Here is a 26,605-nt window from a genome sequence, read left to right on the forward strand (position 1 = left end):
CCGTGCCACCGCCGTTGCCGGTCAGAAGGCCGCCCGGTAGCTGACTTCGAAGCTGCGCGGCGCGCCGATCATGACCTGATTGTTCGAATTGGCGCCGCTCCAGTACGCGTAGAGCTCGTCGGTCAGGTTGCGAACGCGAAAGGTGATTTCGCCCTTCTGCAGGCTCCAGGTCGCATAGGCAGTCGCCGTCGTGAACCCGTTCATGCGGACCGTGTTGGCGTTGTTGGCGTAGGCGTAGCCGGTTCGGTTGACGCCGCCACCGATGCGCAGCGGCCATCCCGGCACCTTGTAGTCGGCCCAGAGGTTGACCACCGTGCCCGGGACGTTCGGCGGGGTGTTGCCCGCGCGCGAGACGTTGCCGGCTTCGATGAGCCTGTCGAACTGCGCATCGACCCATGCGAGATTGCCGCTCAGTGTCAGCTCGCGCGTCGCCTTCCAGGCCGCGGCGAGTTCCAGGCCCTGCGCGGACTGCTTGCCGCTGTTGACCGTGAGCGTCGGCTTGCTGAAATCGCGCGACAGCACGTTGTCGAGCTCGATCCTGTAGGCCGCCAGCGTGTAGTCGAGGCGGCCCTCCAGCGCCGACTGCTTGAGGCCGAGCTCCAGCTGCTTGCCCGTCGAGAGACTGAAGGCGGCGTTGGCCGCCGAGAGCAGCAGAAGGTTGCCCGTACCGACCGGCGCACTCGCGTTCGAGTACTGGGCGTAGACCGAGGTATCGGGGTCGATCGCGAAGACCACGCCCAGACGTGCCGATGTGGGCTTGTACCTCTGCGTGAAGGATGCCTGGGCCCCGGTGTTGAGGTCCAGGTTGTGACGCTCCAGCTTCACGTAGTCCTGCCGCAGGCCGCCCACGAGGGTCCATCGATCACTGACCGACAGGGCGTCTTCCATGAAGATCGAACCGGTGGGGATCCGTGCGTCGAAGACCGTGCGATTGCCGGCACCCGCGAACAGGGCGGGGTTCGCGGCAAAGAAGCGGTAGCTTCCCGGGATGGTGGCGAACTCGCTCACCGAGAGCGCATTGTTGGCCGCGGTCGATCCGTTGGAGAAGTCGCGGTTGGAAGAAAAGTCGGTCTTCGTGTATTCGAGCCCCGCCACGAACCGGTTCTTCATTCCCCCGATCGGCGACGTGTTCGCGAGATCGAGCCGATCCGTCAGGATCTGGTGGTCGTGCGTGATGCCGACCAGGTCGCGCACGATGCGGCCCGGGGCGGCGAAGGCATAGGACTCCGAGTTGCGCCATGCCCTGTCCGCCGTGTAGTAGGAAAGCTGGTTGCGCAGCTTCCATTCCGGCGCGATCTGCCAGCTGAGCTTGGCGCGCGTCCAGAGGCTGTTCGCACTCATCTCTGCATCGTCGAAGTTGAAGTTGCGAAACGCGATGCTGCGGTCGACCACCCGCCCGTTGGCATCGCTGACGATGTCCGTGGGCTGGAGCGCGTAGGCACGCGGCACCAGCGGCGTGCCCTGATAGGACAGCGCACTGTCCCTGGCGTAGTCCATCGACAGATCGAGCGTGAGATCGCGCGTCAACGCCGTGCCGAAGCCCATGGTGAGGTTGTCGTAGCGCTGCGTGTTGCGGTCGACGTACCCATCGGTTTGCTGGTGGCTGTAGTCCAGCCGGAAAGCGCTCGACTCACCCACGTTGACGCCGAGGCCGACGCCGGCTCTGGCCGTGCCGAAGCTTCCGTAGGAAAGCATGGCCTCGGCGCCGGGGTTGTTGCGGTCGGGTCGCTTGGTCACGAAGTTGACGGCCGCGCCGATGGCGCCTTCGCCGTAGAGCACCGACGAGGGGCCCTTCAGGACTTCGATGCGTTCGTAGTTCCAGGTGTCCTGGGGCCGGCTCACCATCGTCGGCACCGCAATGCGATCGCCGTCGAACAGATAGGTGATGAAGCCGCCGGTGAAGCCGCGCGTCGAGATCACCGATGGCGATCCTGGCGCTCCGCCGGCGGTGATGCCCACGCCGCCGCGCAAGGCTTCCTCGAAAGTCCGTGCGCCACGCCGTTCCATGGTCTCCTGGCTGATCACCTCGACCGAAGCCGGCGTTTCCATCACGCTCAGGCCCAGCCTGCCGGCAACTTCGGTGGTTGCCTGAAGCGCCGGCGCCTGATCCTGCAGGGTGGCCGTCACCTCGACGGGTCGCAGGCTCTGTTGCGCCAGCGCCGGGGTGCTGGCGAGCAGGGCAACAAATGCCGGGATCGTGATGTCATGGGTCGTGAAAGGACCTGAGACCCGGGTCAAGATCCCGAGCTCGGCAGGCTTGCGCATACGTTGTTCCTCTAGCCCGCATTCCCGCTGGGCTGTTCAAAGAGACACACGCTGCAATTGCACGAGCCGATGCCAACCCGGCACGCAGGTGCCGAGCAGCCCGGACAAACGCACTCCCGCAGCGTCCGAAGGCGATTGCGAAGGCCGGTATCCGGGCTCGCGGGTTGCTGTCATGCGCTTGCGCACGACAACAGAAGCCTCGCCTTCCCACGCTCGACTCGAGCGCAGTGGCTGCGAACACCCGCGGGTGCTCACTCGAAACTTCTCTATCCGCTGACCGTTGCGGGGGCAGCGCAGGCATTGCGCGTCGTCGACGCGCGCACCTGCTTCCCGTTTAACCCCCCAAACCATTTCCGGCGTGGGGGGCACCTTCGAACCGTGGCGGAGATCGCTCCAGCAAGGAGCGATCTACCGTCGGGGCGGATTATAGGAAGCACCGATGGGGCGCCATGCCTCGGCGGGCAGCCGGGCTGTGCCAATCACCGGATCACTTGGTCCGCGAGCAGCGCGACGCCCTCCTGACCCAGTGCAACCTCGGCGACGGAACCCGTCAGGTCGCCGGGCTGTGGCGCCGCCTGGCCCGAGCGCGTCACCCGGACCTCGATCGTCAGCGAGGCAAAGCGCGACATGGGCAGCTCCGGCGACATGGCAAGGCTGTCGTCGAGCACGAACCTGGCAGGCAGGTCCTTGGCCTGAAGCCTGAGGACCGCGACGGGCATGCGTCCCGTCGCCGAAGCCTTGGCCAGCACGAAAACGGTGTCTTGCGGCAAGACCTTGTCCCGCAACGAAGCCGCGATGGAGACCGTGCCCTCGACGCGCTTCGACGAGGCATTCGCGATGGGCTGGGTGGGGGTTTCGGGCCGATTCAACCGGGCAAGATCGGCATCGACCTTCATCGCGGCCTCGGAACCCGGCGGGAGCAGCGAACGCACATGCTCCCAGTGCTGCCGTGCCAGCGAAAGATCGCCGCGCTTGAACGCGGCCATGCCGGCCAGCGCCAGGGCCTTGGGATGGTCGGCGTCCAGAGCCAATGCGGCGTCGATGGCCGCCTGCGCCGGTCCCGTCAGATCGCCATCCCGCGCCGAACCCAGGGCGTCCGCATAGTCGGCGAGCAGCTGCGGCTGGTCCGGCGCGAGGGCCATCGCCTTCTGGTACGCAACGACCGCGTCGTCGTAGCGCCGAAGGAACTCGTAGGACCGCGCCAGCACGATCCAGCCTTCGACATCGTCGGGCTGCGCTCGCAGGCGCATCGCCAGACGGCTGACCATGCTTTCCACCTCGTTGCCATCGCCTTCATGGGTGCCCGTTCGCTGCGCCGCCAGCGTCTGCGTCGCGACCGCCTTCGGATTGCCCACCTCGAGGTACAGCAGCAGTGCCGCGGCGGGCACGACGATGCTCAGGAGGCCCGCGACACCCGCGCCCATCCAGGGTCGGATCGCGAGCCCGGGTCGCGGCGCCGGCTGCGATGCGTCGTCGAGCAACTGCCGCTGCAGCTCGTCGATGGCCTGCGCGCGATCGTGTGCGCTCAGTGCATCGGATTGAAGATCCCTCTCGAGCTGGGCCAGTTGGTCGGCATGGAGGCGGCGTGCGAGTTCCGCCTGCGCAAGCGGACGCGCTGCCGACGCCCTGAGCAAGGGCGGCACGACAAACAGCAGCGCCAGCACCAGCAGCGCCACGGCGGCCAGCCACAAGCCCGTCACGGCGCGTCCTCTTCCAGGAGCGACGCTGCCCGTTCGCGTTCCGCCGGCGTCAGGGGCACGGGCTCCGACCGGCTGCGCCGCGACACGATGCGCCACATGGCCGCGAAGCCCGCCGCAAGCAGCACGAAAGGCCCCAGCCACAGCAGCCAGGTCGAGGGCCTGAAGGGCGGGTCGTAGCGCACGAAGGCACCGTAGCGCTGCTCGAAGTAGTCCTTGATCTGCTGCTCGCTGCGGCCCTGGCCGAGCTGCTCGCGGATCTGCTGGCGCATGTCCGCGGCCAGCGGCGCGTTCGATTCGGCCAGGGTCTGGTTCTGGCACACCAGGCATCGCAGGCTGGCCGAGAGCTGCGCCTCCCTGTCCTCGATAGAGCTTGCCGTCGCCGCGCCCTGCGTCAATGCCCACAGCAGGAATGCCGAAGCCGCTGCCCGAGAGAAGCCCGGGCGGCTCATTGCAGGCTCCGCACCACAGGCAGCAGGCGGTCGCGCCAGATCTCGGCGGTGATCGGACCCGGATGCTTGTAGCGGATGCGGCCCGCGCGGTCGATCACGAAAGTCTCGGGCACGCCGTAGACGCCGTAGTCGATGCCGATGCGGCCGTCGCTGTCGACCGCCGATGCCAGGTAGGGGTTGCCCCAGCGCAGCAGCCAGGTGCGCGCCGCATCGCCCTTGTCCTTGTAGTTGAGGCCATAGAGCCTCACGCCGTCCTTGCTGGCGAATTCCATTAGCACCGGAAGTTCGTCCTGGCAAGGCGCGCACCATGAAGCCCATACGTTCAGCAGCCAGACCTGTCCGCGCAGGCTTTCGACTTTCAGCATCTGCTGCGGGTCGTGCAGCAACGGAAGGTCGATCGTGGGCGCGGGCTTGTCGATCAAGGCCGAGGGCAGCAGTTTCGGATCGCGGCGCAGCCCCACGGCCAGCAGGACCGCCAGCACGATGAAGATCGCAAAAGGCAGCTTGAAGCGCATCAGGCGCCCTCCTGCGGCCGCAGCGCGACGGGGGCGCCGCCGGCGACCGCATCGGGGCGCGCGGCCAGGCCGAGGCGGTAGCGGCGATCGGTGGCCGCGAGCAGGCCACCCAGGGCCATCAGCAGGCAGCCCGCCCAGATCCAGGCCATGAAGGGCTTGACGTGAATGCGCATGGTCCAGGCCTCGTCGCCGGCCGGGTCGCCGAGCGCGACGAAGAGGTCTCGCATCGGGCCGACGTCGATGGCGGCCTGGCTCAGGGCCATCTGCTGCGCGCGGTAGGTCCGCTTCTCCGGGTGCAGCGTGGACACTGCTTCGCCCTTGCGGGTGACGCGCACCGTGGCGCGCTGCGCGTCGAAGTTGGGCCCGCTGGCCGGCGCGATGCCGTCGAAGCGGAACGCGAACCCGGCCAGCGCGGTGCTCTCTCCCACCCGCAGCTTCAGCTCCTGCCGGCTTTCGAAGCCGTTGGCCATCGTCGCGCCGAAGATGAAGACGCCGATGCCGGCGTGGGCGACCAGCATGCCGTACCAGCCGCGCGGCTGGCGCCGCGCGCGTTCGAGCCAGCCGCCCGGTGCGCCGCGCAGGCGCTGCCAGGCGTGCGCGGCCGCGCTGGCGACCGCCCAGCCCGCCAGCAGCAGCGCGAAGGTCGACATCGCCGGCCAGCCGCGCTGCCCGGTCGGCAGCGTCAACGGCAACAGCAGCGCGGCTGCCCCGCTGGCGGCCAGGGCCCAGCGAAGGCGCCGCGCCAGTTCCGGCAGCGGCGCATGCTTCCAGCGCGCCACCGGCCCCACGCCCATCAGGAAGATCGCCGGCACCATGATCGGCACGAACACGGCCTCGAAGTACGGCGGCCCGACGGAAATCTTCTGGCCCGCCAGCACGTCGAGCGCCAGCGGGTAGAGCGTACCGATCAGCACCGACATGGCCGCAACCGTCAGCACCACGTTGTTGGCCAGCAGCAGCGACTCGCGCGACAGCACGCCGAAGCGTCCGCCGAGCCCGATGCGCGGTGCGCGCCAGCCGAACAGCAGCAGCGAGCCGCCCACCACCGCCACCATGAAGGCCAGGATGAAAAGGCCGCGCCCCGGATCGACCGCGAACGCGTGCACGGAAGTGAGAACGCCCGAGCGCACCAGGAAGGTTCCCAGCAGGCTGAGCGAGAAGGTGCAGATGGCCAGCAGCACGGTCCAGCTGCGGAAGGCGCCGCGCTTTTCGGTCACCGCCAGCGAGTGGATCAGCGCCGTGCCCACGAGCCAGGGCATGAAGGACGCGTTTTCCACCGGATCCCAGAACCACCAGCCGCCCCATCCGAGCACGTAGTAGGCCCAGGCGCTGCCCAGCAGGATGCCCAGCGTCAGGAACATCCAGGCCGCCACGGTCCACGGGCGCGACCAGCGAGCCCAGGCCGCGTTGAGTTCGCCCGACAGCAGCGCGGCGATCGCGAAGGCGAAGGCGACCGAGAAGCCCACGTATCCCATGTAGAGAATCGGCGGATGCACCACCATGCCGGGGTCCTGAAGCAGCGGGTTCAGGTCGCGCCCCTCCAGGGCCGGCGGCATCAGGCGGGTGAACGGATTCGACAGGAACAGCAGAAACAGCAGGAATCCCACGCCGAGCCACGCCATCACCGCGAGCACCCGCGCGACATAGGCGTCGGGCAGCTGCCGGCTGAAGAGGGCCACGGCCAGGGCCCACGCGGTGAGCAGGCAGAGCCACAGGAGCATCGAGCCTTCATGACCGCCCCACACGGCCGCGAAACGGTAGGCGGCGGGCAGCTCGGCATGCGAATTCGACGCCACGTAGAGCACCGAGAAATCGTTGTCCAGAAAGCTCCACGCCAGGCAGGCGAAGGCAATGGCCGCGAAGACGAACTGTCCGAGCGCCGCCGGACGCGCCACGCGCACCCAGCCGGCCACGCCCCAATGCGCGCCCGCCAGCGGCAGGGTGCCCTGCACCAGCGCGACCAGCAGCGCCAGCACCAGGCTGAAGACGCCGATCTCGGGAATCATGGCGGCGCCTCGAGTGTCGGCGCCGTATGGGACTGCCGCGCCTGTTCCAGCGCCGCGGCCGCTTCGGGCGGCATGTAGTTCTCGTCGTGCTTGGCCAGCACCTGGTTCGCCTCGAACGACCCGTCGGGCTGCAAACGGCCGGCCACCACGACGCCCTTGCCCTCGCGGAACAGGTCCGGCAGCAGGCCGCGGTAGCTCACCGGCACGCGCTGCGCCAGATCGGTCACCACGAAGCGGACGGTCAGTCCGTCGCCGGCCCGCCGCACCGAGCCGGTCTCCACCAGCCCGCCGATGCGGAAGGCGCCATTGCGCGGCGCTGCGTTGGCCACGACCTGGCTGGGACTGAAGAAGAAGACCAGGTTGGAGCGCAGTGCGTTGAGCACCAGCGCGGCCGCAAGGCCGAACGCCAGCAGTCCGAAACCGATGATCGCGATGCGCCGCTGCCTAGGCTTCATCGCGCGGCCTTGGCGACGGCGGTCGGGCTTGCGCGCGGCCGCGCCGCACCAGGGCCCAGACCTCGGCGGCGATCAGCGCCAGCGTGACGCCGTATGCTGCGAGAAGGAAGAAGACCGGATCGTTGCTGTTCATCGCGGCCTCGCCAATGCCTCGCGCTCCATGATCAGGCAACGCACCCGTGCCAGCGCCACCGCCACCGAGTAGGCCCAGCATGCACCCGCCATGAGCAACAGGCCCGCGAGCATGGTGTGGGCCATCGCGGGCGCGGCCGTGAGGCTGATCGATGCGCCCTGGTGCAGGGTGTTCCACCACTGCACCGAGAAATAGATGACGGGCACGTTGACCGCTCCGGCCAGCAGCAGGATCGCCCCGGCGCGGTCCGCGCGGCGCGGATCGTCGATGGCCGACACCAGGCCCAGGTAGCCCAGGTAGAGGAACAGCAGGATCAGTTCGGAGGTGAGTCGCGCGTCCCACACCCACCAGGTGCCCCAGGTCGGCTTGCCCCACACCGCGCCGGTCCACAGTGCGATGACGGTGAACAGCGCCCCCGTGGGTGCGAGCGCCCGCGCCATGAGCGCGGAGATGCGCGTGTTGAAGACCAGGCCCATCGCGGCATGGAACGCGGCCACGAGATAGATGAACATCGACATCCAGGCCGCGGGAACGTGGATGAAGATGATGCGGTAGACCTCGCCCTGTTGATGATCGGTCGGGGCGACCAGGAGGCCGACCGCCAGCCCCGCGATCGCCAGCACGCCGGCCAGGGCCGCAAACCACGGTACGGCCCGGCCCGCCCAGCCATGGAACACGGCAGGTGATGCAAGCCGCCGCCACCCGCCGCGCATGCCTGCCGGCGCTGGTGTCAGGGCGGCGGGGTCGATGCGTCGCAGCGAGTCCATGGTGCGACCGCTCATTCGACGGCCAGGCGCAGGGCCGCGGCCACCGCCCAGGGACACAGGAACGCGGCCACCAACAGGCAGGCGCCGAGGAGCGACAGGTGCGGGTTCACCGCCAGCCCCTGGTTGCCGGCCGTCACCGCGCCGCTGCCGAAGATCAGCACCGGTACGCAAAGCGGCAGCACGATCAGCGCCAGCAGCACGTTCCCGCGCAGGCCCAGCGTGAGCGCCGCACCCAATGCGCCGAGCAAGACCAGCGTCGGGGTGCCCAGCAGCAGCGACACCAGCAGGAGGCCGATGGCTTGCGCCGGAAGCCCGAACTGGAGCCCCAGCAAGGGCGCGACCGCGATCAGCGGCAGGCAGGTGATGAGCCAGTGCGCGGCGATCTTGACGCAGACGATGCCCGTCAGCGAACGCGGCGACAGCAACAACTGTTCGAGCGAACCGTCCTCCAGGTCCGCAAGGAAGAGGCGATGCAGCGAGATCATCACCGCGAGCAGCGCCGCCACCCACACGACGCCGGGACCGATGGCCGCCAGCAGCGCTGCGTCGGGTCCGACGGCCAGCGGGAACACGCTGCCGACCACGACGAAGAACAGCAGTGCGCTGAGTGCATCCATCGGTCGGCGCGAGGCCGTGCGAACTTCACGTCCGATGATCGGTATCGAGGCAGCCAGCATTGCTCAGGTCGTTCATGTCGAGGGCGTACGCGCAAGGGCCATCCTGGCCGATGTCGCGATGGGTGGTCACCACGGCCATGCCGCCGTGGCGGGCGTGCTCGGCCAGGTAGGCATCGAAGCTCTTTTCTCCTTCCGCGTCCAGGCCGGCGCAGGGCTCGTCGAGCAGCCACAGCGGCCGCTGGCTCAGCAGCACGCGCGCCAGGCTCAGGCKGCGCTGCTGGCCTTGCGACAGATGTCGCAGTGGGGCGTCCTCGCGGCCCGAAAGCTGCAGCCGCTCCAGCACGTCGCGGCACGCCGCATCGACGCAGGCGCTGCCCGCGACATGCAGCGAGAAGCGCAGGTTCTCGAGTACCGTGAGTTCGCCGCTCATTCCGCCCGCGTGCCCCATGTAGGCCACCTCCCTCGCGAAGTCCGCGTCGCGCGCGCCAACACGCCGATTGCGCCAATGCACTTCACCCTGGATCGGCTGCAGAAGGCCGCACAGCACCCGAAGCAAGCTGCTCTTGCCGCTGCCGTTCGATCCACGCACCTGCACGACGTCTCCCGCCGCGGCCTCGAAGCTGAGGCCGGCAAACACGCGCCGCCCTCCCCTCGCGCAGGCCAGGTCGCGAACGCGGAGGCCGCCGTGCAAGACCTCAGCCACCCGCTTTGGCGCCGCCCGGAGCCCCGCCGGCGGGCGCCAGCGCCTCGTCGCCTTCCTTGGGGACGACCTGGCCCGGTGTGTCGGTCGGCCCCTGACCCGGCGGGATGTGGGGCAGCCTGTGGGCAATGCCCTTGTGGCAGTCGATGCAGGTCTTCTCCTTGTTCGCGAGGAAGGTCATGTGCATGTTCTGCGCGCGCACGCTTTGCCGCGTGAAGTCCATGGAATCGTAGTTGTGGCAGTTGCGGCATTCCAGCGAGTCATTGGCCTTGAAGCGTGCCCATTCGTGCTGCGCCAGCTCGAGCCGCTTCTCGCGGAACTTCTCTTGCGTGGAGATGGTTCCGAAGATCTTTCCCCACACCTCCTTGGAGGCCTGCATCTTGCGCGCGATCTTGTCGGTCCAGTTGTGCGGCACGTGGCAGTCGGAGCAGATCGCACGCACGCCCGAACGATTGGTGTAGTGGATGGTGGACTTGAGCTCGACGAACACGTTGTCGCGCATCTCGTGGCAGCCGGTGCAGAACTTCTCGGTGTTGGTGAGCTCCATCGCCGTGTTGAACGCACCCCAGAAGATGATGCCGCCGATGAAGCCGCCCAGCGTCAGGAAACCCAGGCTGAAATGCACGCTCGGCCGGCGGATGATGGCCCAGTAGCGCTTGAGGAGGTTCATCATGGTGTGGCGTTCCCGCTTCTACTTCTTGCCGGCCTGGGCGGCCTCGGCCGCCTTCTTCGCCATCTGGTCGGCGTTCTCGAAGGCGTTGCCCACCAGCGGCAGAACCGGGTCCTGGGCCACATGGCACTGCATGCAGAAATAGCGCCGCGTCGAGATCTGCGGCAGCACCTTGCCGCTGCGGTCGATGTAGTGCGTCGGGCTGACCGGGATCGCCTGCGAAAACTCCGTTCTGGCGCGCGCATGGCAATCCAGGCACTTGTTGAAGTTCTTGTCGATCTGGTAGCCGTCCACGCGGTGTGGAATGGTCGGCGGCTGCATGTCGTAGTTGCGCGGGCGGCGCACGTCGTCGTTCACGGCATTGCCCAGGCGCGGCGGCTGCGTGAGCTCAGGCACCGGCACCGGGCCGCGCGCCGCGTCCACCAGGCCGCCGGACGGCTGGGCCCACGCGAACGCGGCCAACAGGCCGAGCAGCGGGAGGAGCTTGCGTGGGGTCATGCGGGTATCTCCGGGACGGGCCTCATACCTTGACGATCTTCACCGCGCATTTCTTGAAGTCCGTCTGGTAGGAGATCGGATCGGTGGCATCCAGCGTGACCTTGTTGATCAGCTGGCTGGCATCGAACCACGGCACGAACACCAGTCCGCGCGGCGGCTTGTTGCGGCCTCGCGTCTCCACCCGCGTGCGCATGCTGCCGCGCCGCGAACTGATCTCCACCTCGATGCCGCGCCGCACGCCCAGGGCCCTCGCATCGTCCGGATGCATGTAGCACACCGCGTTGGGCACGGCCTTGTGCAGCTCGGGCACGCGGCGCGTCATGGAGCCCGAATGCCAGTGCTCGAGCACGCGCCCCGTCGACAGCCAGAACGGGAACTCCTTGTCGGGTGCCTCCGGCGGCGGCTCGTAGGGCAACGCGAAGATGAGCGCCTTGCCGTCAGGGTGGCCATAGAACTGGAAGCCGGTGCCGGCCTTCACGTAAGGGTCCGAGCCTTCGCGATAGCGCCAGAGGGTTTCCTTGCCGTTCACCACCGGCCAGCGCAATCCGCGAACCTGGTGATAGGTGTCGAACGGCGCCAGGTCGTGGCCATGGCCGCGTCCGAAGCTGGCGTACTCCTCGAACAGGCCCTTCTGCACGTAGAAGCCGAAGGCCTTGGCCTCGTCGTTGTCGTAGCCGGCCTCGACCTCCGAGCTCGGAAACTTGTCGACCTGGCCGTTGCGGAACAGCACCTCGAACAGCGTCTTGCCCCGCAGTTCGGGCTTCTTGGCGATCAGTTCCTCGGGCCACACTTCCTCGACCTTGAAGCGTTTCGAGAACTCCATCAGCTGCCACAGGTCGGAGCGCGACTCGCCGGGCGCGCTGACCAGCTGATGCCAGAAGTGCGTGCGGCGCTCGGCGTTGCCGTAGGCGCCCTCCTTCTCGACCCACATCGCCGCCGGCAGGATCAGGTCGGCGCTCAGCGCGGTGACGGTCGGGTAGACATCCGACACGACGATGAAATTGTCCGGATTCCGGTAGCCCGGGTAGCCCTCCTGCATCAGGTTGGCGCCGGCCTGCATGTTGTTGTTGACCATCACCCAGTAGGCGTTGAGCTTGCCGTCCTTCAGCATGCGGTTCTGCAGCACCGCGTGGTAGCCGGGGATGCCGGGGATGGTGCCGTCGGGCAGCTTCCAGATGTGTTCCGTCTCGGCCCGGTGCTTGGGGTTGGTCACCACCATGTCGGCCGGCAGCCGATGGGAGAAGGTGCCGACCTCGCGCGCGGTGCCGCAAGCCGACGGCTGACCCGTCAGCGAGAAGGGGCTGTTGCCGGGCGTCGAGATCTTGCCGGTCAGCAGATGGATGTTGTAGACCATGTTGTTGCACCACACACCGCGCGTGTGCTGGTTGAATCCCATGGTCCAGAAGGACATCACCTTGACCTTCGGGTCGGCGTACATCTCGGCCAGCGCCAGCAGGCGGTTGCGCGGCACGCCGCTGAGCCTGGCGGTGTAGTCGAGGTCGTAGGTCGAGACGAACCTGGCGAACTCGTCGAAGGTCATGGGCTTCGATCCGCCCGCATCGCCCGCATTCTTGGCCGCCTTCTGCAGCGGATGTTCAGGCCGCAGCCCGTAGCCGATGTCGGGGTTGCCGAGCCGGAACGAGGTGTGCTTGTCGACGAAGTCACGGTTCACGCGGTTGGTCGCGATGATGTGGTGGGCGATGTAGTTGAGGATCGCCAGGTCGGTCTGCGGGGTGAAGGTGAGTTCGATGTCCGCCAGTTCGTACGAGCGATGCTCGAAGGTCGACAGCACCGCCACCTTCACGTTGCGCCCGCTCAGTCGGCGGTCGGTCACGCGGGTCCACAGGATCGGATGCATCTCGGCCATGTTGGAGCCCCACAGCACGAAGGCATCTGCGGCCTCGATGTCGTCGTAGCAGCCCATCGGCTCGTCGGCGCCGAAGGTCCGCATGAAGCCCACCGCCGCCGACGCCATGCAGTGCCGCGCATTCGGGTCGAGGTTGTTCGAGCGGAAGCCGGCCTTCATCAGCTTGAGCCCGGCGTAGCCCTCCCAGATCGTCCATTGGCCCGAGCCGAACATGCCCACCGCGGTCGGGCCCTTGTCCTTGAGCACCCGCTTGAACTGTTCCGCCATCACGTCGAAGGCCTGGTCCCATGAGACGCGCGTGAACTCGCCGTCCTTCGCATACTGGCCGTTCTTCATGCGCAGCAAGGGCGTCAGAAGGCGGTCGTCGCCATACATGATCTTCGACAGGAAGTAGCCCTTGACGCAGTTGAGGCCGCGATTGACTTCGGCTTCGGGGTCGCCGTGCGTGGCGACCACCCGGTTGTCCTTCACGGCCACCGTGACGCCGCATCCGGTGCCGCAGAAGCGGCAAGGCGCCTTGGACCACTTGAGACCGGCGGTGTCGGGAGACACCGACTGCGCGAGGCCGGTCAAGGGAATGCCGGCCACCGCGCCCGCGGTGGCCGCCGCGGTCTGGCGGATGAAGTCCCGTCTGTCAATCGGCATCGGGGATCTCCTCGTTCATCGCTTCGACGGTATCGGCGTACTGGTACACCAGCGCGGCGGAAAGAACCCCATCGGTGCGCTGGATCTCGCCCACCCTGGACAGCATTTCGTCGGCGCTGCCGGCGTCGAGCGTGACGACCAGCTTCCCGTTGGGAGAGCTGCCGTAGACCCGTGCGCCGGGCATCCGGGCAATGGCATCCTCGACGCGCTGCAATCGCTTGGGCGCGGCATGCACCACAAGACTGCTGATATGGACTTCCTCAGGCACGTTGGCTTCCTTTTGACAGGTGGCTGGTGCGCGCTGGGCGCGACGCGTGAAGGATCAACTGCCGGGTGGGCCGGCAAGGAGTTGATACATCCAAACGAGAAAGCCATAGCTCGCGACGATGATGCCTGCGAGCACGGGTGCCGTGACAACGGAAAGGAACAGGAAGCTGCGCAACTCCTGTGCCTTCGTGAAGGATTCATTCGGTCGTTCCACAAATTTCCTTCGTGGCTGGATGCCACAAGAATGCCCAGGCTGGAACCGAGATAGTCGAATTGATTCTTAACGGAACCCCTGTGGTTGTCAATCTTGTGCGGCGCGGGCGCGAAGCGAATCTCGTGCGCGCGAGCTATTCGCTCGGCGTTCGGATGTTGGGGAACGCATCCGCGAGTTCGTTGCGACCCACGTCGGCGTCATACCAGCACAGCGTCCCTTCCGGCTCGTCGCGAGTCTTCTTGTGCGTGCCGTCGCAGAAAGGCTGGGTCGCCGACAGGCCGCAGCCGCAGATGTATTTCGTCTCGTCGCCAACAGTCACCGGGTAGGGCTTGCTGCGCGTGCGCATGACCAGTCTCGCCATGATGGGCCTCCGCCAGGTTAGAAGCAGCCGTGCGGTCAATTCGGGTGACCCGGCCATTCGGGATACTGCCACCACTGGAGCGCTGCTGCGCTGCATCGCCCCAACGACCCTGAGAGCGGCTAGGACCTGTTCACAGGCCCTAACCCAAGGCCCGCAATTCCCGCAGCGCGACCGACAGCATCGCCGCGTCGGGCATGGGCACGGCACGCAGTTCCCCCATCAGCTTCGCGGCACGTTCGAGCGCCCGGCCGTTGGCAGCCTGCCAGGCCTCGACCAGCGAGGCCGGCGATTCGGCCTCACCGCCCCCCGCGAGCACCGCGCCGGTGATCGAGCGTTGCAGGCCCGACAGGTCGTCGAGCATCGCGCCCTTGGCCAGCATCTGCCAATGCTGGTCGCCCGGCAATGCCGCGATCCGATCGCGCAGCCACGGCATGCCGAGCCGGTTGGCGAGGTCGAAGTAGATCGCGGCGACCAGGGCGACCGGCCACCTGGCGCCGCCGGCGATTTCGGCGATGTCGAGCGTGGCGTACAGCGAATCGAAGGTGACGACATGCTCGGCCAGTTCGCGCGGCACGCCGCCGGCCACATAGTGGGCGACCGCCGCATCGACGCGGGCGCGTTCATCGGCATCCAGCAGTTCGGTCAGCCTCGCCGACAGCGCGTCGACGTTCGGCGTGAAGTGCTCGATGGTCGCCGCCATGTCTTCCTTCAGGCGCCGTGAGCGCAGGAACCACTTGGTGCCGCGTTCCAGTTGCCGGCTGGTGTCGATGAGCAGGTTCGACTGCACCGCATCGTCGACGCGGTTGTCGAGCGCCTCGATGGACAGCCACAGCGGCACCATGCCGAAGATCTCGCGGCTCATCAGGTAGGCGCGCACGACCTCGAACGCGCGGGCGCCGGTGGTCTCGACCAGGCGGTGCACGAAGGTGCTGCCGACACGGTTGATCATGCTGTTGGTCACGTGGGTGGCGATGATCTCGCGCCGCAGCGGATGCTTGGGCATGTAGGCCGAGAACCTGTGCGCGAGCAGCGTGGGGAAATAGCGCTCGAGCGCGGTCGCGACCCAGGGGTCGTCCGGCAGCGGCGAGGCCAGCAGTTCGTCGTAGAGCCAGATCTTGCTGTAGGCGAGCACGACGGCGCGCTCGGGACTGGTCAATCCCTGGCCCTGGGCGCGCCGCTCGGCCAGCTCTTCGTCGGACGGCAGGTACTCGATCGCGCGGTTCAGGCGCCCGGCTTTCTCGAGGTACTGCATGAAGCGGGTCTGCGCATCGAGCAGCTGCGGGGCGATGCGCCCGGTGACGGACAGCACCTGCGTCTGGAAAACGTTGTCGCGCAGCACCAGCGCGGCCACGTCGTCGGTCATCTCGGGCAACAGCGCGTTGCGCTGCTTTTCGGTGAGCTCCCCTTCGGCGATGGGCAGGCCGATCAGGATCTTGATGTTGACCTCGTGATCGGAGGTGTCCACCCCGGCCGAGTTGTCGATCGCGTCGGTATTGATGCGCCCGCCCGCCCGCGCGAACTCGACCCGGCCCAGTTGCGTGCAGCCCAGATTGCCTCCTTCGGCAAGCACCTTGCAGCGCAGCTCCCTGCCGTTGACGCGCAGGGCGTCGTTGGCGCGGTCGCCCACCTGCGCGTGGCTCTCGCTCGTCGCCTTCACGTAGGTGCCGATGCCGCCGTTGTAGATCAGGTCGACCGGGGCCTTGAGGATGGCGTTGACCAGTTCGGTCGGCGTGAGCGCATCGGCCGCGAGGCCCAGCACCTGTTTGACCTGGGGCGTGAGCGGGATCGACTTGGCGCTGCGCGCATGGATCCCGCCGCCCTCGGAGATCAGCGCCGCATCGTAGTCGGCCCACGACGAACGCGGCAGCTTGAACAGGCGTTCGCGCTCGGCGAAGCTGCGGGGCACGTCGGGACTCGGATCGAGAAAGATGTGCCGGTGGTCGAAGGCCGCCACGAGCCGGATATGCCTCGACAGCAGCATGCCGTTGCCGAACACGTCGCCCGACATGTCGCCGATGCCGGCGACCGTGAACTCGGTCGTCTGGGTGTCGATGCCCATCTCGCGAAAATGCCGCTTCACCGATTCCCAGGCGCCGCGCGCCGTGATCCCCATGGCCTTGTGGTCATAGCCCACCGAGCCGCCGGAGGCGAAGGCGTCGCCGAGCCAGAAACCGTATTCGTTGCTGATGCCGTTGGCGTAGTCGCTGAACGTGGCCGTTCCCTTGTCGGCCGCGACCACCAGGTACGGGTCTTCGCCGTCATGGCGCCGGACCTGCGGCGGCGGCACGATCGCCCCGGCGACACGGTTGTCGGTGAGGTCGAGCAGGCCGCGCAGATAGTCCTGGTAGCAGGCCACGCCTTCGCGCAGGTAGGCGTCGCGATCGCTCGGGGAAGGCGCCATCTTGAGCACGAAGCCGCCCTTCGAGCCGACCGGCACGATCACGGTGTTCTTGACCATTTGCGCCTTCACGAGGCCCAGCACCTCGGTGCGGAAGTCTTCCGGCCGATCGGACCAGCGCAGCCCGCCGCGCGCCACGCGGCCGCCGCGCAGGTGCACGCCTTCGAAGCGCGTCGAATAGACGAAGATCTCGAACATCGGCTTCGGCGCCGGCAGGTCCGGCACCTTGTCCGAATCGAACTTGAACGACAGGAAGCTGCGCCGCTTGTCCGTCGCATTGCGGCGCCAGAAGTTGGTCCGCGTGGTGGCCAGGATCAATGCGAGGTACTGCCGCAGCACCCGGTCTTCCGACAGATTGGCCACGTCTTCGAGCGCGGCCTCGATCTCGCGCACCTTCTCGCCCGCGGGACCTTCGCCGCCGGCCGCCTGCGCGGGGTCGAAGCGCAGCTTGAACAGCTCGACCAGCGCGCGCGCAATTCGTCCGTTCGCCGCCAGCGTGCCCTCGATGAACGACTGCGACAGCGCGAAGCCGATCTGCCGCATGTACTTCGCGTAGGCGCGCAACACGACGATCTCGTGCGCCGGCAGGCGTGCCGCGAGCACCAGGCGGTTGAAGTCGTCGTTTTCGACGGCACCGGAAGACACCGCTGCGAAGGCATCCTCGAACACCGGCCGCAACGCGTCGACCTCGGTGTCGGCGTCGGCGGCGCCGAGCACGCTCTGCAATCCGAAGTCATGGATCCAGACCGGGGCCCTGCCCTCCGGTGCCAGCCGGTGCGGGTGCTCGTCGAGCACCTTCATTCCCAGGTGCTCGAGCATCGGCAGGCTGGCCGACAAGACGAGCGGTCCGCCGCGCTGCAGCACCTTGAAGCGCAAGGTACCGGGCGGTGCTTCCAGCGGCCGGTAGAGGTTCATGCCGAGCGGTTGCGCATCGGTCAAGCGCTCCATCAGCTCGATGTCGTGCACCGCGGCCCGCGCCGCGAACTCGTCGCGGTAGCCGGCCGGGAATGCGCCGCCGAACCGGCGCAGCAGTTCGCTGCCGCGTGCTTCGCCGGTCGCCTCGGTCAGCGCCGACTTCAGGTCGTCGTCCCAGCGCCGGGCCGCGGCAGCCATGCGCTGCTCGAGTTCGCGCACATCGAAGGACGGGATGTTGCCGGGTTTGGTACGCACGACGAACTGGATGCGTGCCAGCACCGACTCCGAGAGGTGCACGTTGAACTCCGAGCTGGTGCCGTTGAAGGCCTGCATGAGGATCGATTGCCATTTCTGGCGCAGCTCGGTCGTGTAGTTCTCGCGCGGCGCGAAGATCATGCACGCGAGGAAGCGTTCGAACAGGTCGCGCCGCACGAACAGGCGAAAGCGCTGGCGCTCGCCCAGGTGGAGGATGCCCATGGCCGTGTGCAGCAGGTCGTCGGGCTGGGTCTGGAACAGCTCGTCGCGCGGATAGGTCTCGAGGATGTTGACCAGCGCCTTGCCCGAGTGGCTGCCGCTCGCCAGGCCGGCGCGCTCGACCACGTCGGCCACTTTTCGCCGCAGCAGCGGAATCTCGCTCGGGTTGGCGCTGTAGGCCGCGGAGGTGAAGAGGCCGAGGAAGCGGTCCTCGCCGCAGACCCGGCCATCGGCGTCGAAGCGCTTGATGCCGATGTAGTCCAGGTAGCCGGGTCGGTGGACGGTGGAGCGAGACGTCGACTTGGTGACCACCAGCAGTTCGGGCCGGCGCGCGTGGGCGCGCACCTCCGGTGGCAGCGCGGCGAAAGCGGCCGTCGCATCCTTGGCGGCCTCGCGCAGGATGCCCATGCTCGATTCCGGCACGATCCGCAGCGCATCCTCGCCGTCGACCGTCTCCAGTTCATGGCTGCGGTGGCCCAGGAAGGTGAAGTGGTCGTCGGCCAGCCAACGCAGGAAGGCCAGTCCCTCGGCGAGTTCCTGCGGCGGGATCGGCGGCGCGCGTTCGTCGAGATCCTGGGCGATGGCCAGCACGCGCTGCTGCATCTGCTTCCAGTCCGTCACGGCCAGCCGCACGTCGCCGAGCACGCGCGTCAGGTCGGCAGCCAGTGCGTCGAGGCGGCTCGCGTCGGCCACGCGGTCCACCTCGACGTGGATGAAGGACTCGCGGCAGGCATCGGGCGGCGCAGGATCCGCCGCCAGGCCCTGAAGGACGCCTTCGCCATCGCGCCTCACGGCCACCAGCGGATGGATGATCAGGTGCTGCGTGAGTCCATGGCGGTTGACTTCCATCGTCACCGAGTCGACGAGGAACGGCATGTCGTCGTTGACGATCTCGATCAGGGTGTGGGTCGACTGCCAGCCGTGTTCCGCAATCGTCGGGTTGAACACGCGCAGCTTCGCGCGCCCCGGTTCGCGCTTGCGTGCAAAGTTCCAGTGCGACAGCGCGGCGCCATAGAGGTCCGCCGCCTGCCGTTCGTCCAGGTCTTCGGGATCGACCTGGCCGAAGTACTGCCGGACGAAGGCAGCGAGCAGCTCCGCCGGATCGCCCGCGACCTTGGTGCGGATGAGTTGAATCACCTCGTCCAGGCGTTCGACCCTGCGCCCGGTCTCGGTTGCATCGATCTCCATGCTTGTCTCCTTGCCGGCCTTCGATCGGGGGGGCCTGGTCCGGCTCGAGGCCACATGACACTCAAAACACTGTGGACGCGCCGGCCAAAAAAGGCAAGCGCCTTGTGAGGGGCCGGCGAGCGAAGGGCGTGCCGTCTCAGCCGGCGAGAGCGGTCAAAGCCTGCCGCGCTCGCTCCGAGGCGCGTCCGGCACGGTCGGTGCGTCCGAAGGTGGGCGTTCCCGCTCGAGATTCACGAGCAGCCCGTGCATGGTCAGCAGGCGCAAGGCCTCGACCTGCGTGAACTCCTGGTCGGCGGCGACGAAGCGCATCTCGTAGCTGCCGAGGCGGATCGCGTCACCGTGAGCCAGAACCTGGCTTTCGATCCGGATGTCGTTCACGAAGGTCCCGTTGCGGCTGCCGAGGTCCGTGATCGTGACGAACGCCTGCTCGACGTCGATGACCGCGTGGTCGCGGCTCGCCTGCGCGGAGTCGACGATCACATCGTTGCCGGTGCCGCGCCCTACCCTGTTGTCGTGGGGATGGAGCGGGACCTGCCGGGTCTCGCCGGCGGCGGACATCATGATGAGCATGGGCACGGCGAAGTCTCAATCAGTGCGGGACGTCGCGCGCATGCATGGAAGGCAATTGCAGGATTCGGAGATGTTGTTCATGGGTGGCGCTGTTCTGCAATGCGCGTCCGATGATACGCACAGGCAGGAGGCCGAGCGTTCCGGTGGGTTTTGCGAGATCGCTGCGCGCTCTCCCGGCTTCCGTTCAGCAGGTCCGATCGCGCTCGCGCATGCCGGAGGCCTTCATCCATTTGCCATAGGCGTGAACGCTTGCCAGAGCGACTGCGCCCGCCACGAAGGCGATGGTGTACGACGCGAGGTATTGCAGCGGAGAGGGAATCATCATCGTTTACCGTTTCAAGTGAGTGAATCTGTCGAACCGAGCGCGCAAGGTGTCGGCCCCGGCCCCGCGAGCCAGCCCGCGGAGCCGTTCAGCGGCAGGACCTGCACGCTTCGACCGTCGTGCGCCGGCTCGTCGTAGCGGACCATGAGGACTCCCTCCACTTCGGTCACGGACTGGATGACACAGCGACGGCTCCAGCCGAACCAGCCGCGTGCCTGACTGCGTGGCGACCGGAAGTGCTTGACGCCCGGCGAGCATGTGCTCCAGAGCACGATGGCGGCGCGGTCGTGCATGACCAGCCAGCGGGAATCCAGGCTGAATTTCACCACCGCTGCGCTGTCCAGATGGAAGGTCGCGCTGGCGGCGCCCGGGCGAAAGGCCCTCACGCGAACCTTCGGCTCACCGGCGCATTGCTCGAAGAACGAGAGTTCGACAGTCACGCGTCTGTCGGGACTGTCGAGCACAGCGACGCGGGTGGGAGCGGGTTGATCGAAAGCAGGGACTGGGGGGGACATCCTTCGGAATGTTTGGTGGCGATGCAGGTACTATGGGGTCGAGGTGGCTCATGACGTGAGCCATTGAACGAATTCGAATCTCTGCTTGGAAAATTCAAATGGACCGGTCGGAACGCTTTCACAAGATTGACTCCCTGTTGCTGCGGCATGGCATCGTTTCCATCGACAGGATGCTGGAGGAGCTCGAGGTGTCCCGGGCGACCTTCAAGCGCGACATCGAATACATGCGGGACCGGCTCCATGCGCCCATCGAGTGGGACCGAGACGCGGGCGGCTATCGGTATTCGGGAGACGGGCCGGAGCTGGGAAGGCAGGCGCTGCCCGGCCTCTGGTTCAATTCCAGCGAGGCCTATGCGCTGCTGACGATGCAGGCCGTGCTGGCGGACATGCAGCCGGGCCTCCTGGGTGGGCACATCGAGCCCCTGAAAGCGCGGCTTCGGGCGCTGATCGAGACCGGGCACCAGGCGGCCAGCGATGTGGAGAGCCGCGTCAAGCTGCTGACCACGGCCTCGCGGGCCGTGCCGGACAAGCATTTCGAAGTCGTGGCCTCGGCGCTCTTTCGCCGCGAGCGGCTCGAGTTGGCCTACTACGGGCGAGAGCGCGGCGAGTCGTCCCGAAGGCTGGTGTCGCCTCAACTGCTCATCCACTACCGCAGCAACTGGTACCTGGTGGCGTGGTGCCACGAGAAGGAGGGGTTGCGGTCGTTCGCGATGGATTCGATTGAGGATGTGGAGGCGCTGTCGCGCCCGGCTTCCAGAGTGTCCAAACAGGACCTGGACGACTTCGTCGGCAACGGGTACGGCATCTTTTCGGGCCGAAAGCTGACTTGGGCCCGGCTGCGGTTCAGCGCCGAGCGAGCCCGCTGGGTCGAGCGCGAGCGCTGGCACGCCCAGCAGCGCGCGACCCGCGACGACAAGGGGCGGCTGATTCTGGAAGTGCCGTACACGGACGCTCGCGAGCTCACCATGGACATCCTTCGGCATGGCCCCCATGTCGAGGTTCTAGGGCCCTCGGGCCTGCGAAGCGACGTCCGGCGAGCGCTGAGCCAGGCGCTGCAACAGTACGCGGACGCCTGATCGCTTGCCGCGCCAGGCGTTCAGGCGGCTTTCGACAGGGGCTTGCCGCATTCGCCGCAGAATTTGGATGCCACGGCATTCGGGGCCTGGCATGACGGGCAGGCTGCCGAGTTCCGCGCGGCGATGAGCTTTTGGCGGATGTAGGCGATATGCACGACGCAGGGCACGGTGACGCGGTACGCCGCGCCCGAGATGTCCGCCAAGCCCCAGGCGGCGGTGACCGCCCAGCCAATCGGGCCGAGAAGGACGCCCAGGCCCTTGCTGATCACCGGGCCGGCGACGAACGGCAGGCCTCGCCCGAGCACGGTCTTGGCGAGGGCATTGGCCACCACCACGGCCATCTGATAGGTCGCGAAGCCTCCCGCCCTGCCGATGCCGAGCGCCAGGATGGCCGCGCCGGGGCCCGCGGCAGACAGGTTGACGATATTCAGTTCCTTCAGCAGCGCCTTCTGCTGTTCGGAGCTCATGTCCTCGAAGGCGGCGTCGACGAGCTTGGCGAGAATGCCCTGCTCGAGCGACAGGGTGCTTGCATCGCTGCTGAAGTTGACCTTGAGGTGCTTGGCAACATCGCGGACGACCTCGGCGTACTCAACGCCATCTCCGCGGAACATGTTGACGAGCGTGCTGCCACCGAAGAGGCGAATCTCCCTTGCGATGATTTCGCGGTCCTCGTCGTTGTAGAGGCCCTTGATGCCCTTGCAAGCGACGAGCCGCTTGCAGACATCGCCGTCCAGGGCCACCCGACCCTCTCCCTTGTCGGTGATGTAGTCCACCAGGGTGTCGAGGTCTTCGGACTCGGCATGGCGCAGCAGCCATTCCAGGTCGGCAGCGGCGGGGTCGACGTTCTTTGCGGTTTTTGCGGTCATCTGTTTTCTCCAGGTTTTTTCAACACATGGTCAAGTATTGGGCGTCAGTGGCTCATAGGGTGAGCCACCTGAAGGTCTTTGGAGGCATGCCCCAATATCGGCCGCTGACGAGACTTCTGAACCCCACGAACACGCTCGCGTCTTCATTCATCACATATGTGATTCATTTGACGAGCGCAGTGCTCAACAATTGCCGGTGCGATCTCGCATCGCCGCAAAGGCCAGCCCCCCCCCCCCGGGCGATAGCGAAGCGCCACGCGAGTTCGTCCGGGCGCTGATGAATTCGAAGGCGGCCTGCAAGGCCGGGACCGAGGACCTCGTCGTGGCATCATGGATGTGATGAACACCCGGGACCTCGATCGCGATGGGGCGGGCATGACGGGTCAGGTTCGCATCCAAGGGGAATCAAGTGCAGGACGGGATGGTGAAGTCGGCGGTTCGCGTGTTCGAACTGATCGAGCTGTTCGAGGTCGAGCGCCGGCCGCTGCGCGTGGCGACGATCGTCCAGAAGACGGGCGCGCCGCAGTCGAGCGTGTCGATGCTGTTGAAGACGCTGGTGACGCGCGGCTACATGGAATTCGACGCGGCCACGCGGGAGTACTGCCCCTCGGTACGAATCGCTTTTCTCGGCGACTGGGTCACGCACGTCCCGCATCGGCGCGATGCCGTGCAGGACACCCTGCGACGCCTCGCCAACGAGACCGACGAAACCGTCTTGCTGGGACGCCAGAACGGCATGCTGATGCAGTACCTGTCGGTGATCGACGCCCCTCACGCGCTTCGCTTCTCGCCGGCTCCGGGGACGATACGTCCAATGCACCGCACCGCCACCGGCATCATGCTGCTGAGCGCGCTCGACAACGACCAGATTGGCCGCCTGCTGCGGCGCTACAACGCGGAGGGCAGCCACGGAGGCCCGCCCGCCAAGCTGGCCGAAACGCAGCGCGCCGTCGATTTCGCGCGTGAGCACGGCTACTATGAATCCGCCAATCTGGCGACACCGGGCGCGGGGGTGATCGCCACGCTGCTGGCCACGTCGATCCGCGGCCAGCGCCTGAGCATCGGCGTCGGCGGCCCCATCGAACGTCTGCACAAGCGGCGCGGCCCATTGCTGAAGGCGCTGCTCTCGATCGCCCGGAGCTCTTGACCTAATTGCGGCGCCGCTAGGGCGAGGTCTTCGCACGGGCATCGATCGCGTCGTGGATCGCCAACAGGCGCTGCGCCTGTGCCAGGTGGAGTCGCTCGACCATCTTGCCGTCGAGGTTGATCACGCCCGCACCGGCGTGCTCGGGGCGCTGAAAGGCGGCGACAACGCGGAGAGCCTCGGCGACGGCGGGTTCTGAAGGCGAGAAGGCCCGGTTCGCGGGCGCGACCTGCGTGGGATGGATCAGCGTCTTGCCGTCGAACGCCATCTTCACGGATTGCAGCGCCTCCGCGTCGAAGCCAGCGACGTCCGCAAAGTCGTTCCACACGCCGTCGAGCACGCACACGCCGCGGTGCTTGGCGACCAGCACGATGTTCATCAGCCAGGGCAGAAGGAAGGTCCGTCCGTCGCCGGGGAAGACGCCGGTGTCTTTCGCGATGTCATTGGTGCCAACCACGAGACAGTCGAGCCGCGGCGTCGTCTGCAGGCCGGCACGCACGATCTCGTCGAGGGCCATCAAGGCGGCGGGGGTCTCGACCATGGCCCAAAGGCGCAGCGTGTGGCTCAGGCCGTGCGCAGCCGCCGCCGCGGCGACCGCGGTGAAACAGTGTCCCGCGCCGACCTTGGGGACCAGCACAGCGTGGGGCCGGCACTGCGCGATGGCAGCCATGTCGTGTGCGAAATCGTCGCTGCCGATGGCATTGGTTCGGATCACGAGTTCCTGCCGAGCCGGCCGGGCGCTGGCGAAGAGTTCGACGAGGTTCCTGCGTGCCGCGTCCTTCATGCCGGGCGCGACTGCATCTTCCAGATCGAAGATGACCGCATCGCAATCGAGGCTGCAGACCTTGGCGAGAGCGCGCGTGTTGACCGCGGGAACGTACATCGCCGAGCGACGTGGCTTTTGAGTGGGAGTGGAAATGATCATGCAACGGATGTCGATGGATGGAACGAGGCGGCCTTCCCGAGTGGAAGGCGTGGCGCCCGTCGGAGTGTGGGCTACGCGACGCAGCACCACCATCATGGATGTGATGGATTGGCGCAGACATCAACCATCACATATGCGATCAATTTGACAGATCGGCGAGTCAATACTGACGCCTGCCGATCAACGATCGCCCCATTGCACGGGCAGGAGACACAGTGGAAAAAGACATCCGGGCCGCCGACGGCGGCGTTGCTGCCACGCGCCTGCTGGCCGAGTGGATCAGCCGAGCAGATGATGCGTCGATCACTCCCGTCGCATTCGAATGGGCCAAGCACGTGATGCTGGACTGGCTGGCGGTCAGCATCGCCGGTGCCGGCGATCCGATGGTCCTGATGCTGGCTGAAGAGTATGCCGGCCCGACCGATGCACCCTGCACCCTGATCGCTGGCGGTGCCCGTGCCAGGCCGCACGACGCGGCCCTGATCAACGGCACGGCGGGCCACGCACTGGACTATGACGACGTGGCCTTGCGCATGGTCGGGCATCCGACCGTGCCGGTCGCTCCGGCCGCGCTGGCGCTGGCGCAGGTCGGCGGCGCATCGGGCCGGGCACTGCTGCGCGCCCTGGTGATCGGCCACGAGGTCGAGAGCCGCCTGGGCGAGATGGTCGGATCCAGCCACTACGCCCAGGGCTTCCACCCGACCGGTACGGTCGGCACCTTCGGCGCCGCGGCGGCCTGCGCCAACCTGCGCGGGCTGGACAGCGAGCAGACCGCGCACGCGCTCGGCCTGGCCGCCACGCAGGCAGCCGGCCTGAAGAGCATGTTCGGCACCATGGCCAAGCCGCTGCACGCCGGCAAGGCCGCGATGAACGGCCTGATGGCGGCCCAATTGGCAGCCCGCGGCTTCACGGCCGGCCATGACGCGATCGAGTGTTTCCAGGGCTTCGCCCGGACCCTGGCGCCCCGAACCAATGCCTTTGCCGCACCGATCGACACGAGCCGTGGCTTCGCCATCCAAAGCACGCTGTTCAAGTACCACGCCGCGTGCTATCTCACGCATTCGGCGATCGAGGCGATCCGCCAGTTGAGGCAGGACTGCGGCGTCGACCTGGATGCACTCGAGTCGATGACGATCGTGGTCGCCGGCAGCCAGCGCGGCGTCTGCGACATCGCCAGCCCTCAGACCGGGCTCAATGTGAAGTTCTCGATTCAGCACTTGGCTGCGCTCGCGCTCGATGGCGCGGACACCGCGGATCTCGGTCTCTATTCGCTGGAGACTGCACTCGATGCGCGCTACAGCGAAGCGGCAAAGCGCATCGCAATGGAAGTGATCCCCGCCGAGGACCTCGATGCCGCCACCGTCGTTCTTCACACGCGCGGCGGCGAGCGATTCACGCGGACCGCCAACGTCGCGATTCCCGCCATCGATCTCCCGGCGCAATGGACGCGGCTCGTGGCCAAGGCCCGCTCGATCGCCGAGCCCGTGCTCGGCATCGAGCGCTTCGGCCGCTTCGTCGATGCGGTCGAGTCGCTCGATCGTGCCCCTTCCCTCCAACCCTTGCTTGAAGCGATTCAATGACTCCCAACGAACTGACAGTCACGCGACTGAAGGCCGACGCGCGGCTGCGGCCGCGCGGCAACCGCTACGAAGACTTCGAGATCGACCGGCAATTCGTGCACCACTGGGGCCGCACGCTGACTGCGGCCGACAACACGCTGTTCTCGACCCTCACCCTTCACTACAACCCCCACTACACCAACGAAGCCTTCGCCAAGGCGCACGGGCATCCGGGCACGCCGGTCAACCCGCTGCTGGTCTTCAACACGGTGTTCGGCCTGTCGGTGGAAGACCTGTCGGAAGGCGGCGGCCCCTTCCTGGGCGTGGATGAACTGGTCTATCTGGAGGCCGTGTATCCAGGCGACACGCTGTATGCGCGTTCGGAAGTCATCGCCGGCCGCCTGGCCTCGAACCGGCCCGGCTACGCGATCGTGACGTGGCACACGCGCGGGGCGAATCAACGAGGTGAGGAAGTCATCACCTTCAAGCGCTCGAACCTGGTCAAAACAAGGAACTGAAGATGT

Annotated in this window: 26 protein-coding genes and 1 riboswitch; of the genes, 4 read left to right on the plus strand and 22 right to left on the minus strand. The window is 67.1% G+C overall.

The annotated features are described in order from the left end of the window. Window positions 1-21 precede the first annotated feature (21 nt). The 20 genes from AB4Z46_RS12505 to AB4Z46_RS12600 form a co-directional block, all read right to left on the minus strand. Window positions 22-2,265: a TonB-dependent receptor gene (locus AB4Z46_RS12505; protein ID WP_442283814.1), complete on the minus strand. Its 2,244-nt coding sequence runs from the start codon at window positions 2,263-2,265 to the stop codon at window positions 22-24. Window positions 2,266-2,390: 125 nt separating this feature from the next. Then, window positions 2,391-2,652: riboswitch (cobalamin riboswitch) on the minus strand. 92 nt (window positions 2,653-2,744) lie between these two features. Beyond that, window positions 2,745-4,061, minus strand: coding sequence for a c-type cytochrome biogenesis protein CcmI (gene ccmI, locus AB4Z46_RS12510; RefSeq protein ID WP_442283815.1), 1,317 nt, complete (start codon window positions 4,059-4,061; stop codon window positions 2,745-2,747). Then, window positions 3,962-4,414 (minus strand): cytochrome c-type biogenesis protein, encoded by a 453-nt coding sequence (locus tag AB4Z46_RS12515; RefSeq protein ID WP_442283816.1) that lies wholly within the window; start codon window positions 4,412-4,414, stop codon window positions 3,962-3,964. The genes ccmI and AB4Z46_RS12515 overlap by 100 nt, the downstream gene beginning before the upstream one ends. Next, on the minus strand, window positions 4,411-4,932 hold the full coding sequence (locus AB4Z46_RS12520) for a DsbE family thiol:disulfide interchange protein (protein ID WP_442283960.1): 522 nt from the start codon (window positions 4,930-4,932) through the stop codon (window positions 4,411-4,413). The genes AB4Z46_RS12515 and AB4Z46_RS12520 overlap by 4 nt, the downstream gene beginning before the upstream one ends. After that, window positions 4,929-6,935 carry a heme lyase CcmF/NrfE family subunit gene (locus tag AB4Z46_RS12525; protein ID WP_442283817.1) on the minus strand — a complete coding sequence of 669 codons (2,007 nt, stop codon included), beginning with the start codon at window positions 6,933-6,935 and terminating at the stop codon, window positions 4,929-4,931. Before AB4Z46_RS12525 ends, AB4Z46_RS12520 begins: the two co-directional genes overlap by 4 nt. After that, window positions 6,932-7,390, minus strand: coding sequence for a cytochrome c maturation protein CcmE (ccmE, locus tag AB4Z46_RS12530; protein WP_442283818.1), 459 nt, complete (start codon window positions 7,388-7,390; stop codon window positions 6,932-6,934). Before ccmE ends, AB4Z46_RS12525 begins: the two co-directional genes overlap by 4 nt. Next, window positions 7,380-7,523: a heme exporter protein CcmD gene (locus AB4Z46_RS12535; protein WP_442283819.1), complete on the minus strand. Its 144-nt coding sequence runs from the start codon at window positions 7,521-7,523 to the stop codon at window positions 7,380-7,382. The genes ccmE and AB4Z46_RS12535 overlap by 11 nt, the downstream gene beginning before the upstream one ends. Beyond that, window positions 7,520-8,290, minus strand: a complete 771-nt coding sequence (gene ccmC, locus AB4Z46_RS12540; protein WP_442283820.1) for a heme ABC transporter permease CcmC — start codon at window positions 8,288-8,290, stop codon at window positions 7,520-7,522. The genes AB4Z46_RS12535 and ccmC overlap by 4 nt, the downstream gene beginning before the upstream one ends. Before the next feature lie 11 nt (window positions 8,291-8,301). Continuing rightward, entirely contained in the window at window positions 8,302-8,907 is a 606-nt protein-coding gene (gene ccmB, locus AB4Z46_RS12545) for a heme exporter protein CcmB (RefSeq protein WP_442283821.1), read from the minus strand. A gap of 25 nt (window positions 8,908-8,932) precedes the next feature. After that, window positions 8,933-9,610, minus strand: a complete 678-nt coding sequence (gene ccmA, locus AB4Z46_RS12550; RefSeq protein ID WP_442283822.1) for a cytochrome c biogenesis heme-transporting ATPase CcmA — start codon at window positions 9,608-9,610, stop codon at window positions 8,933-8,935. Next, a complete protein-coding gene (locus AB4Z46_RS12555; RefSeq protein ID WP_442283823.1) occupies window positions 9,603-10,280 on the minus strand; it encodes a cytochrome c3 family protein in 678 nt (225 codons plus the stop codon). The genes ccmA and AB4Z46_RS12555 overlap by 8 nt, the downstream gene beginning before the upstream one ends. Window positions 10,281-10,298: 18 nt before the next feature. Further along, entirely contained in the window at window positions 10,299-10,775 is a 477-nt protein-coding gene (locus tag AB4Z46_RS12560) for a nitrate reductase cytochrome c-type subunit (protein ID WP_442283824.1), read from the minus strand. Window positions 10,776-10,797: 22 nt separating this feature from the next. Continuing rightward, on the minus strand, window positions 10,798-13,287 hold the full coding sequence (gene napA / locus AB4Z46_RS12565; RefSeq protein WP_442283825.1) for a periplasmic nitrate reductase subunit alpha: 2,490 nt from the start codon (window positions 13,285-13,287) through the stop codon (window positions 10,798-10,800). Then, complete coding sequence (locus AB4Z46_RS12570; RefSeq protein ID WP_442283826.1) at window positions 13,277-13,555, minus strand: chaperone NapD; 279 nt, start codon at window positions 13,553-13,555, stop codon at window positions 13,277-13,279. The genes napA and AB4Z46_RS12570 overlap by 11 nt, the downstream gene beginning before the upstream one ends. A 54-nt stretch (window positions 13,556-13,609) precedes the next feature. Continuing rightward, window positions 13,610-13,768 (minus strand): periplasmic nitrate reductase, NapE protein, encoded by a 159-nt coding sequence (gene napE / locus AB4Z46_RS12575; RefSeq protein WP_442283827.1) that lies wholly within the window; start codon window positions 13,766-13,768, stop codon window positions 13,610-13,612. 133 nt (window positions 13,769-13,901) lie between these two features. Then, entirely contained in the window at window positions 13,902-14,129 is a 228-nt protein-coding gene (locus AB4Z46_RS12580) for a CDGSH iron-sulfur domain-containing protein (RefSeq protein WP_442283828.1), read from the minus strand. 139 nt (window positions 14,130-14,268) lie between these two features. Beyond that, entirely contained in the window at window positions 14,269-19,104 is a 4,836-nt protein-coding gene (locus AB4Z46_RS12585) for an NAD-glutamate dehydrogenase (protein WP_442283829.1), read from the minus strand. Between the two features lie 153 nt (window positions 19,105-19,257). Further along, complete coding sequence (locus tag AB4Z46_RS12590) at window positions 19,258-19,674, minus strand: FHA domain-containing protein (protein ID WP_442283961.1); 417 nt, start codon at window positions 19,672-19,674, stop codon at window positions 19,258-19,260. A gap of 184 nt (window positions 19,675-19,858) precedes the next feature. After that, window positions 19,859-19,999, minus strand: a complete 141-nt coding sequence (locus AB4Z46_RS12595; protein ID WP_442283830.1) for a hypothetical protein — start codon at window positions 19,997-19,999, stop codon at window positions 19,859-19,861. An 11-nt stretch (window positions 20,000-20,010) separates the two neighbouring features. Beyond that, complete coding sequence (locus AB4Z46_RS12600; protein ID WP_442283831.1) at window positions 20,011-20,436, minus strand: hypothetical protein; 426 nt, start codon at window positions 20,434-20,436, stop codon at window positions 20,011-20,013. A 173-nt stretch (window positions 20,437-20,609) separates the two neighbouring features. On the opposite strand from AB4Z46_RS12600, the gene AB4Z46_RS12605 reads away from it, so the two are divergent. After that, complete coding sequence (locus tag AB4Z46_RS12605; protein ID WP_442283832.1) at window positions 20,610-21,587, plus strand: helix-turn-helix transcriptional regulator; 978 nt, start codon at window positions 20,610-20,612, stop codon at window positions 21,585-21,587. Between the two features lie 20 nt (window positions 21,588-21,607). On the opposite strand, the gene AB4Z46_RS12610 is transcribed toward AB4Z46_RS12605, so the two are convergent. Then, window positions 21,608-22,453 carry a ubiquinol-cytochrome C chaperone family protein gene (locus AB4Z46_RS12610; RefSeq protein WP_442283833.1) on the minus strand — a complete coding sequence of 282 codons (846 nt, stop codon included), beginning with the start codon at window positions 22,451-22,453 and terminating at the stop codon, window positions 21,608-21,610. A gap of 421 nt (window positions 22,454-22,874) precedes the next feature. On the opposite strand from AB4Z46_RS12610, the gene AB4Z46_RS12615 reads away from it, so the two are divergent. Further along, the gene (locus AB4Z46_RS12615; protein ID WP_442283962.1) at window positions 22,875-23,600 is read left to right on the plus strand and encodes an IclR family transcriptional regulator; all 726 of its coding nucleotides are present in this window, start codon (window positions 22,875-22,877) and stop codon (window positions 23,598-23,600) included. 16 nt (window positions 23,601-23,616) lie between these two features. On the opposite strand, the gene AB4Z46_RS12620 is transcribed toward AB4Z46_RS12615, so the two are convergent. Continuing rightward, complete coding sequence (locus AB4Z46_RS12620; RefSeq protein ID WP_442283834.1) at window positions 23,617-24,618, minus strand: HpcH/HpaI aldolase/citrate lyase family protein; 1,002 nt, start codon at window positions 24,616-24,618, stop codon at window positions 23,617-23,619. 119 nt (window positions 24,619-24,737) lie between these two features. On the opposite strand from AB4Z46_RS12620, the gene AB4Z46_RS12625 reads away from it, so the two are divergent. Together AB4Z46_RS12625 and AB4Z46_RS12630 are read left to right on the plus strand one after the other, a co-directional pair. Beyond that, the gene (locus AB4Z46_RS12625) at window positions 24,738-26,102 is read left to right on the plus strand and encodes an MmgE/PrpD family protein (RefSeq protein ID WP_442283835.1); all 1,365 of its coding nucleotides are present in this window, start codon (window positions 24,738-24,740) and stop codon (window positions 26,100-26,102) included. Beyond that, window positions 26,099-26,599 (plus strand): MaoC family dehydratase, encoded by a 501-nt coding sequence (locus AB4Z46_RS12630; RefSeq protein ID WP_442283836.1) that lies wholly within the window; start codon window positions 26,099-26,101, stop codon window positions 26,597-26,599. The genes AB4Z46_RS12625 and AB4Z46_RS12630 overlap by 4 nt, the downstream gene beginning before the upstream one ends. Window positions 26,600-26,605 lie beyond the last annotated feature (6 nt).

The organism is Variovorax sp. M-6 (assembly GCF_052114385.1).
Classification (GTDB): Bacteria; Pseudomonadota; Gammaproteobacteria; order Burkholderiales; family Burkholderiaceae_C; genus Variovorax.

Bases quoted from the DNA above. Each gene is read 5' to 3' on its own strand.
- AB4Z46_RS12505 (WP_442283814.1), bottom strand. From the start codon at position 2,265: ATGCGCAAGCCTGCCGAGCTCGGGATCTTGACCCGGGTCTCAGGTCCT.
- AB4Z46_RS12515 (WP_442283816.1), bottom strand. From the start codon at position 4,414: ATGAGCCGCCCGGGCTTCTCTCGGGCAGCGGCTTCGGCATTCCTGCTG.
- AB4Z46_RS12525 (WP_442283817.1), bottom strand. From the start codon at position 6,935: ATGATTCCCGAGATCGGCGTCTTCAGCCTGGTGCTGGCGCTGCTGGTC.
- ccmE (WP_442283818.1), bottom strand. From the start codon at position 7,390: ATGAAGCCTAGGCAGCGGCGCATCGCGATCATCGGTTTCGGACTGCTG.
- AB4Z46_RS12535 (WP_442283819.1), bottom strand. From the start codon at position 7,523: ATGAACAGCAACGATCCGGTCTTCTTCCTTCTCGCAGCATACGGCGTC.
- ccmC (WP_442283820.1), bottom strand. From the start codon at position 8,290: ATGGACTCGCTGCGACGCATCGACCCCGCCGCCCTGACACCAGCGCCG.
- ccmB (WP_442283821.1), bottom strand. From the start codon at position 8,907: ATGGATGCACTCAGCGCACTGCTGTTCTTCGTCGTGGTCGGCAGCGTG.
- AB4Z46_RS12555 (WP_442283823.1), bottom strand. From the start codon at position 10,280: ATGATGAACCTCCTCAAGCGCTACTGGGCCATCATCCGCCGGCCGAGC.
- AB4Z46_RS12560 (WP_442283824.1), bottom strand. From the start codon at position 10,775: ATGACCCCACGCAAGCTCCTCCCGCTGCTCGGCCTGTTGGCCGCGTTC.
- napA (WP_442283825.1), bottom strand. From the start codon at position 13,287: ATGCCGATTGACAGACGGGACTTCATCCGCCAGACCGCGGCGGCCACC.
- AB4Z46_RS12580 (WP_442283828.1), bottom strand. From the start codon at position 14,129: ATGGCGAGACTGGTCATGCGCACGCGCAGCAAGCCCTACCCGGTGACT.
- AB4Z46_RS12585 (WP_442283829.1), bottom strand. From the start codon at position 19,104: ATGGAGATCGATGCAACCGAGACCGGGCGCAGGGTCGAACGCCTGGAC.
- AB4Z46_RS12590 (WP_442283961.1), bottom strand. From the start codon at position 19,674: ATGCTCATCATGATGTCCGCCGCCGGCGAGACCCGGCAGGTCCCGCTC.
- AB4Z46_RS12595 (WP_442283830.1), bottom strand. From the start codon at position 19,999: ATGATGATTCCCTCTCCGCTGCAATACCTCGCGTCGTACACCATCGCC.
- AB4Z46_RS12605 (WP_442283832.1), top strand. From the start codon at position 20,610: ATGGACCGGTCGGAACGCTTTCACAAGATTGACTCCCTGTTGCTGCGG.
- AB4Z46_RS12610 (WP_442283833.1), bottom strand. From the start codon at position 22,453: ATGACCGCAAAAACCGCAAAGAACGTCGACCCCGCCGCTGCCGACCTG.
- AB4Z46_RS12615 (WP_442283962.1), top strand. From the start codon at position 22,875: ATGGTGAAGTCGGCGGTTCGCGTGTTCGAACTGATCGAGCTGTTCGAG.
- AB4Z46_RS12620 (WP_442283834.1), bottom strand. From the start codon at position 24,618: ATGATGGTGGTGCTGCGTCGCGTAGCCCACACTCCGACGGGCGCCACG.
- AB4Z46_RS12630 (WP_442283836.1), top strand. From the start codon at position 26,099: ATGACTCCCAACGAACTGACAGTCACGCGACTGAAGGCCGACGCGCGG.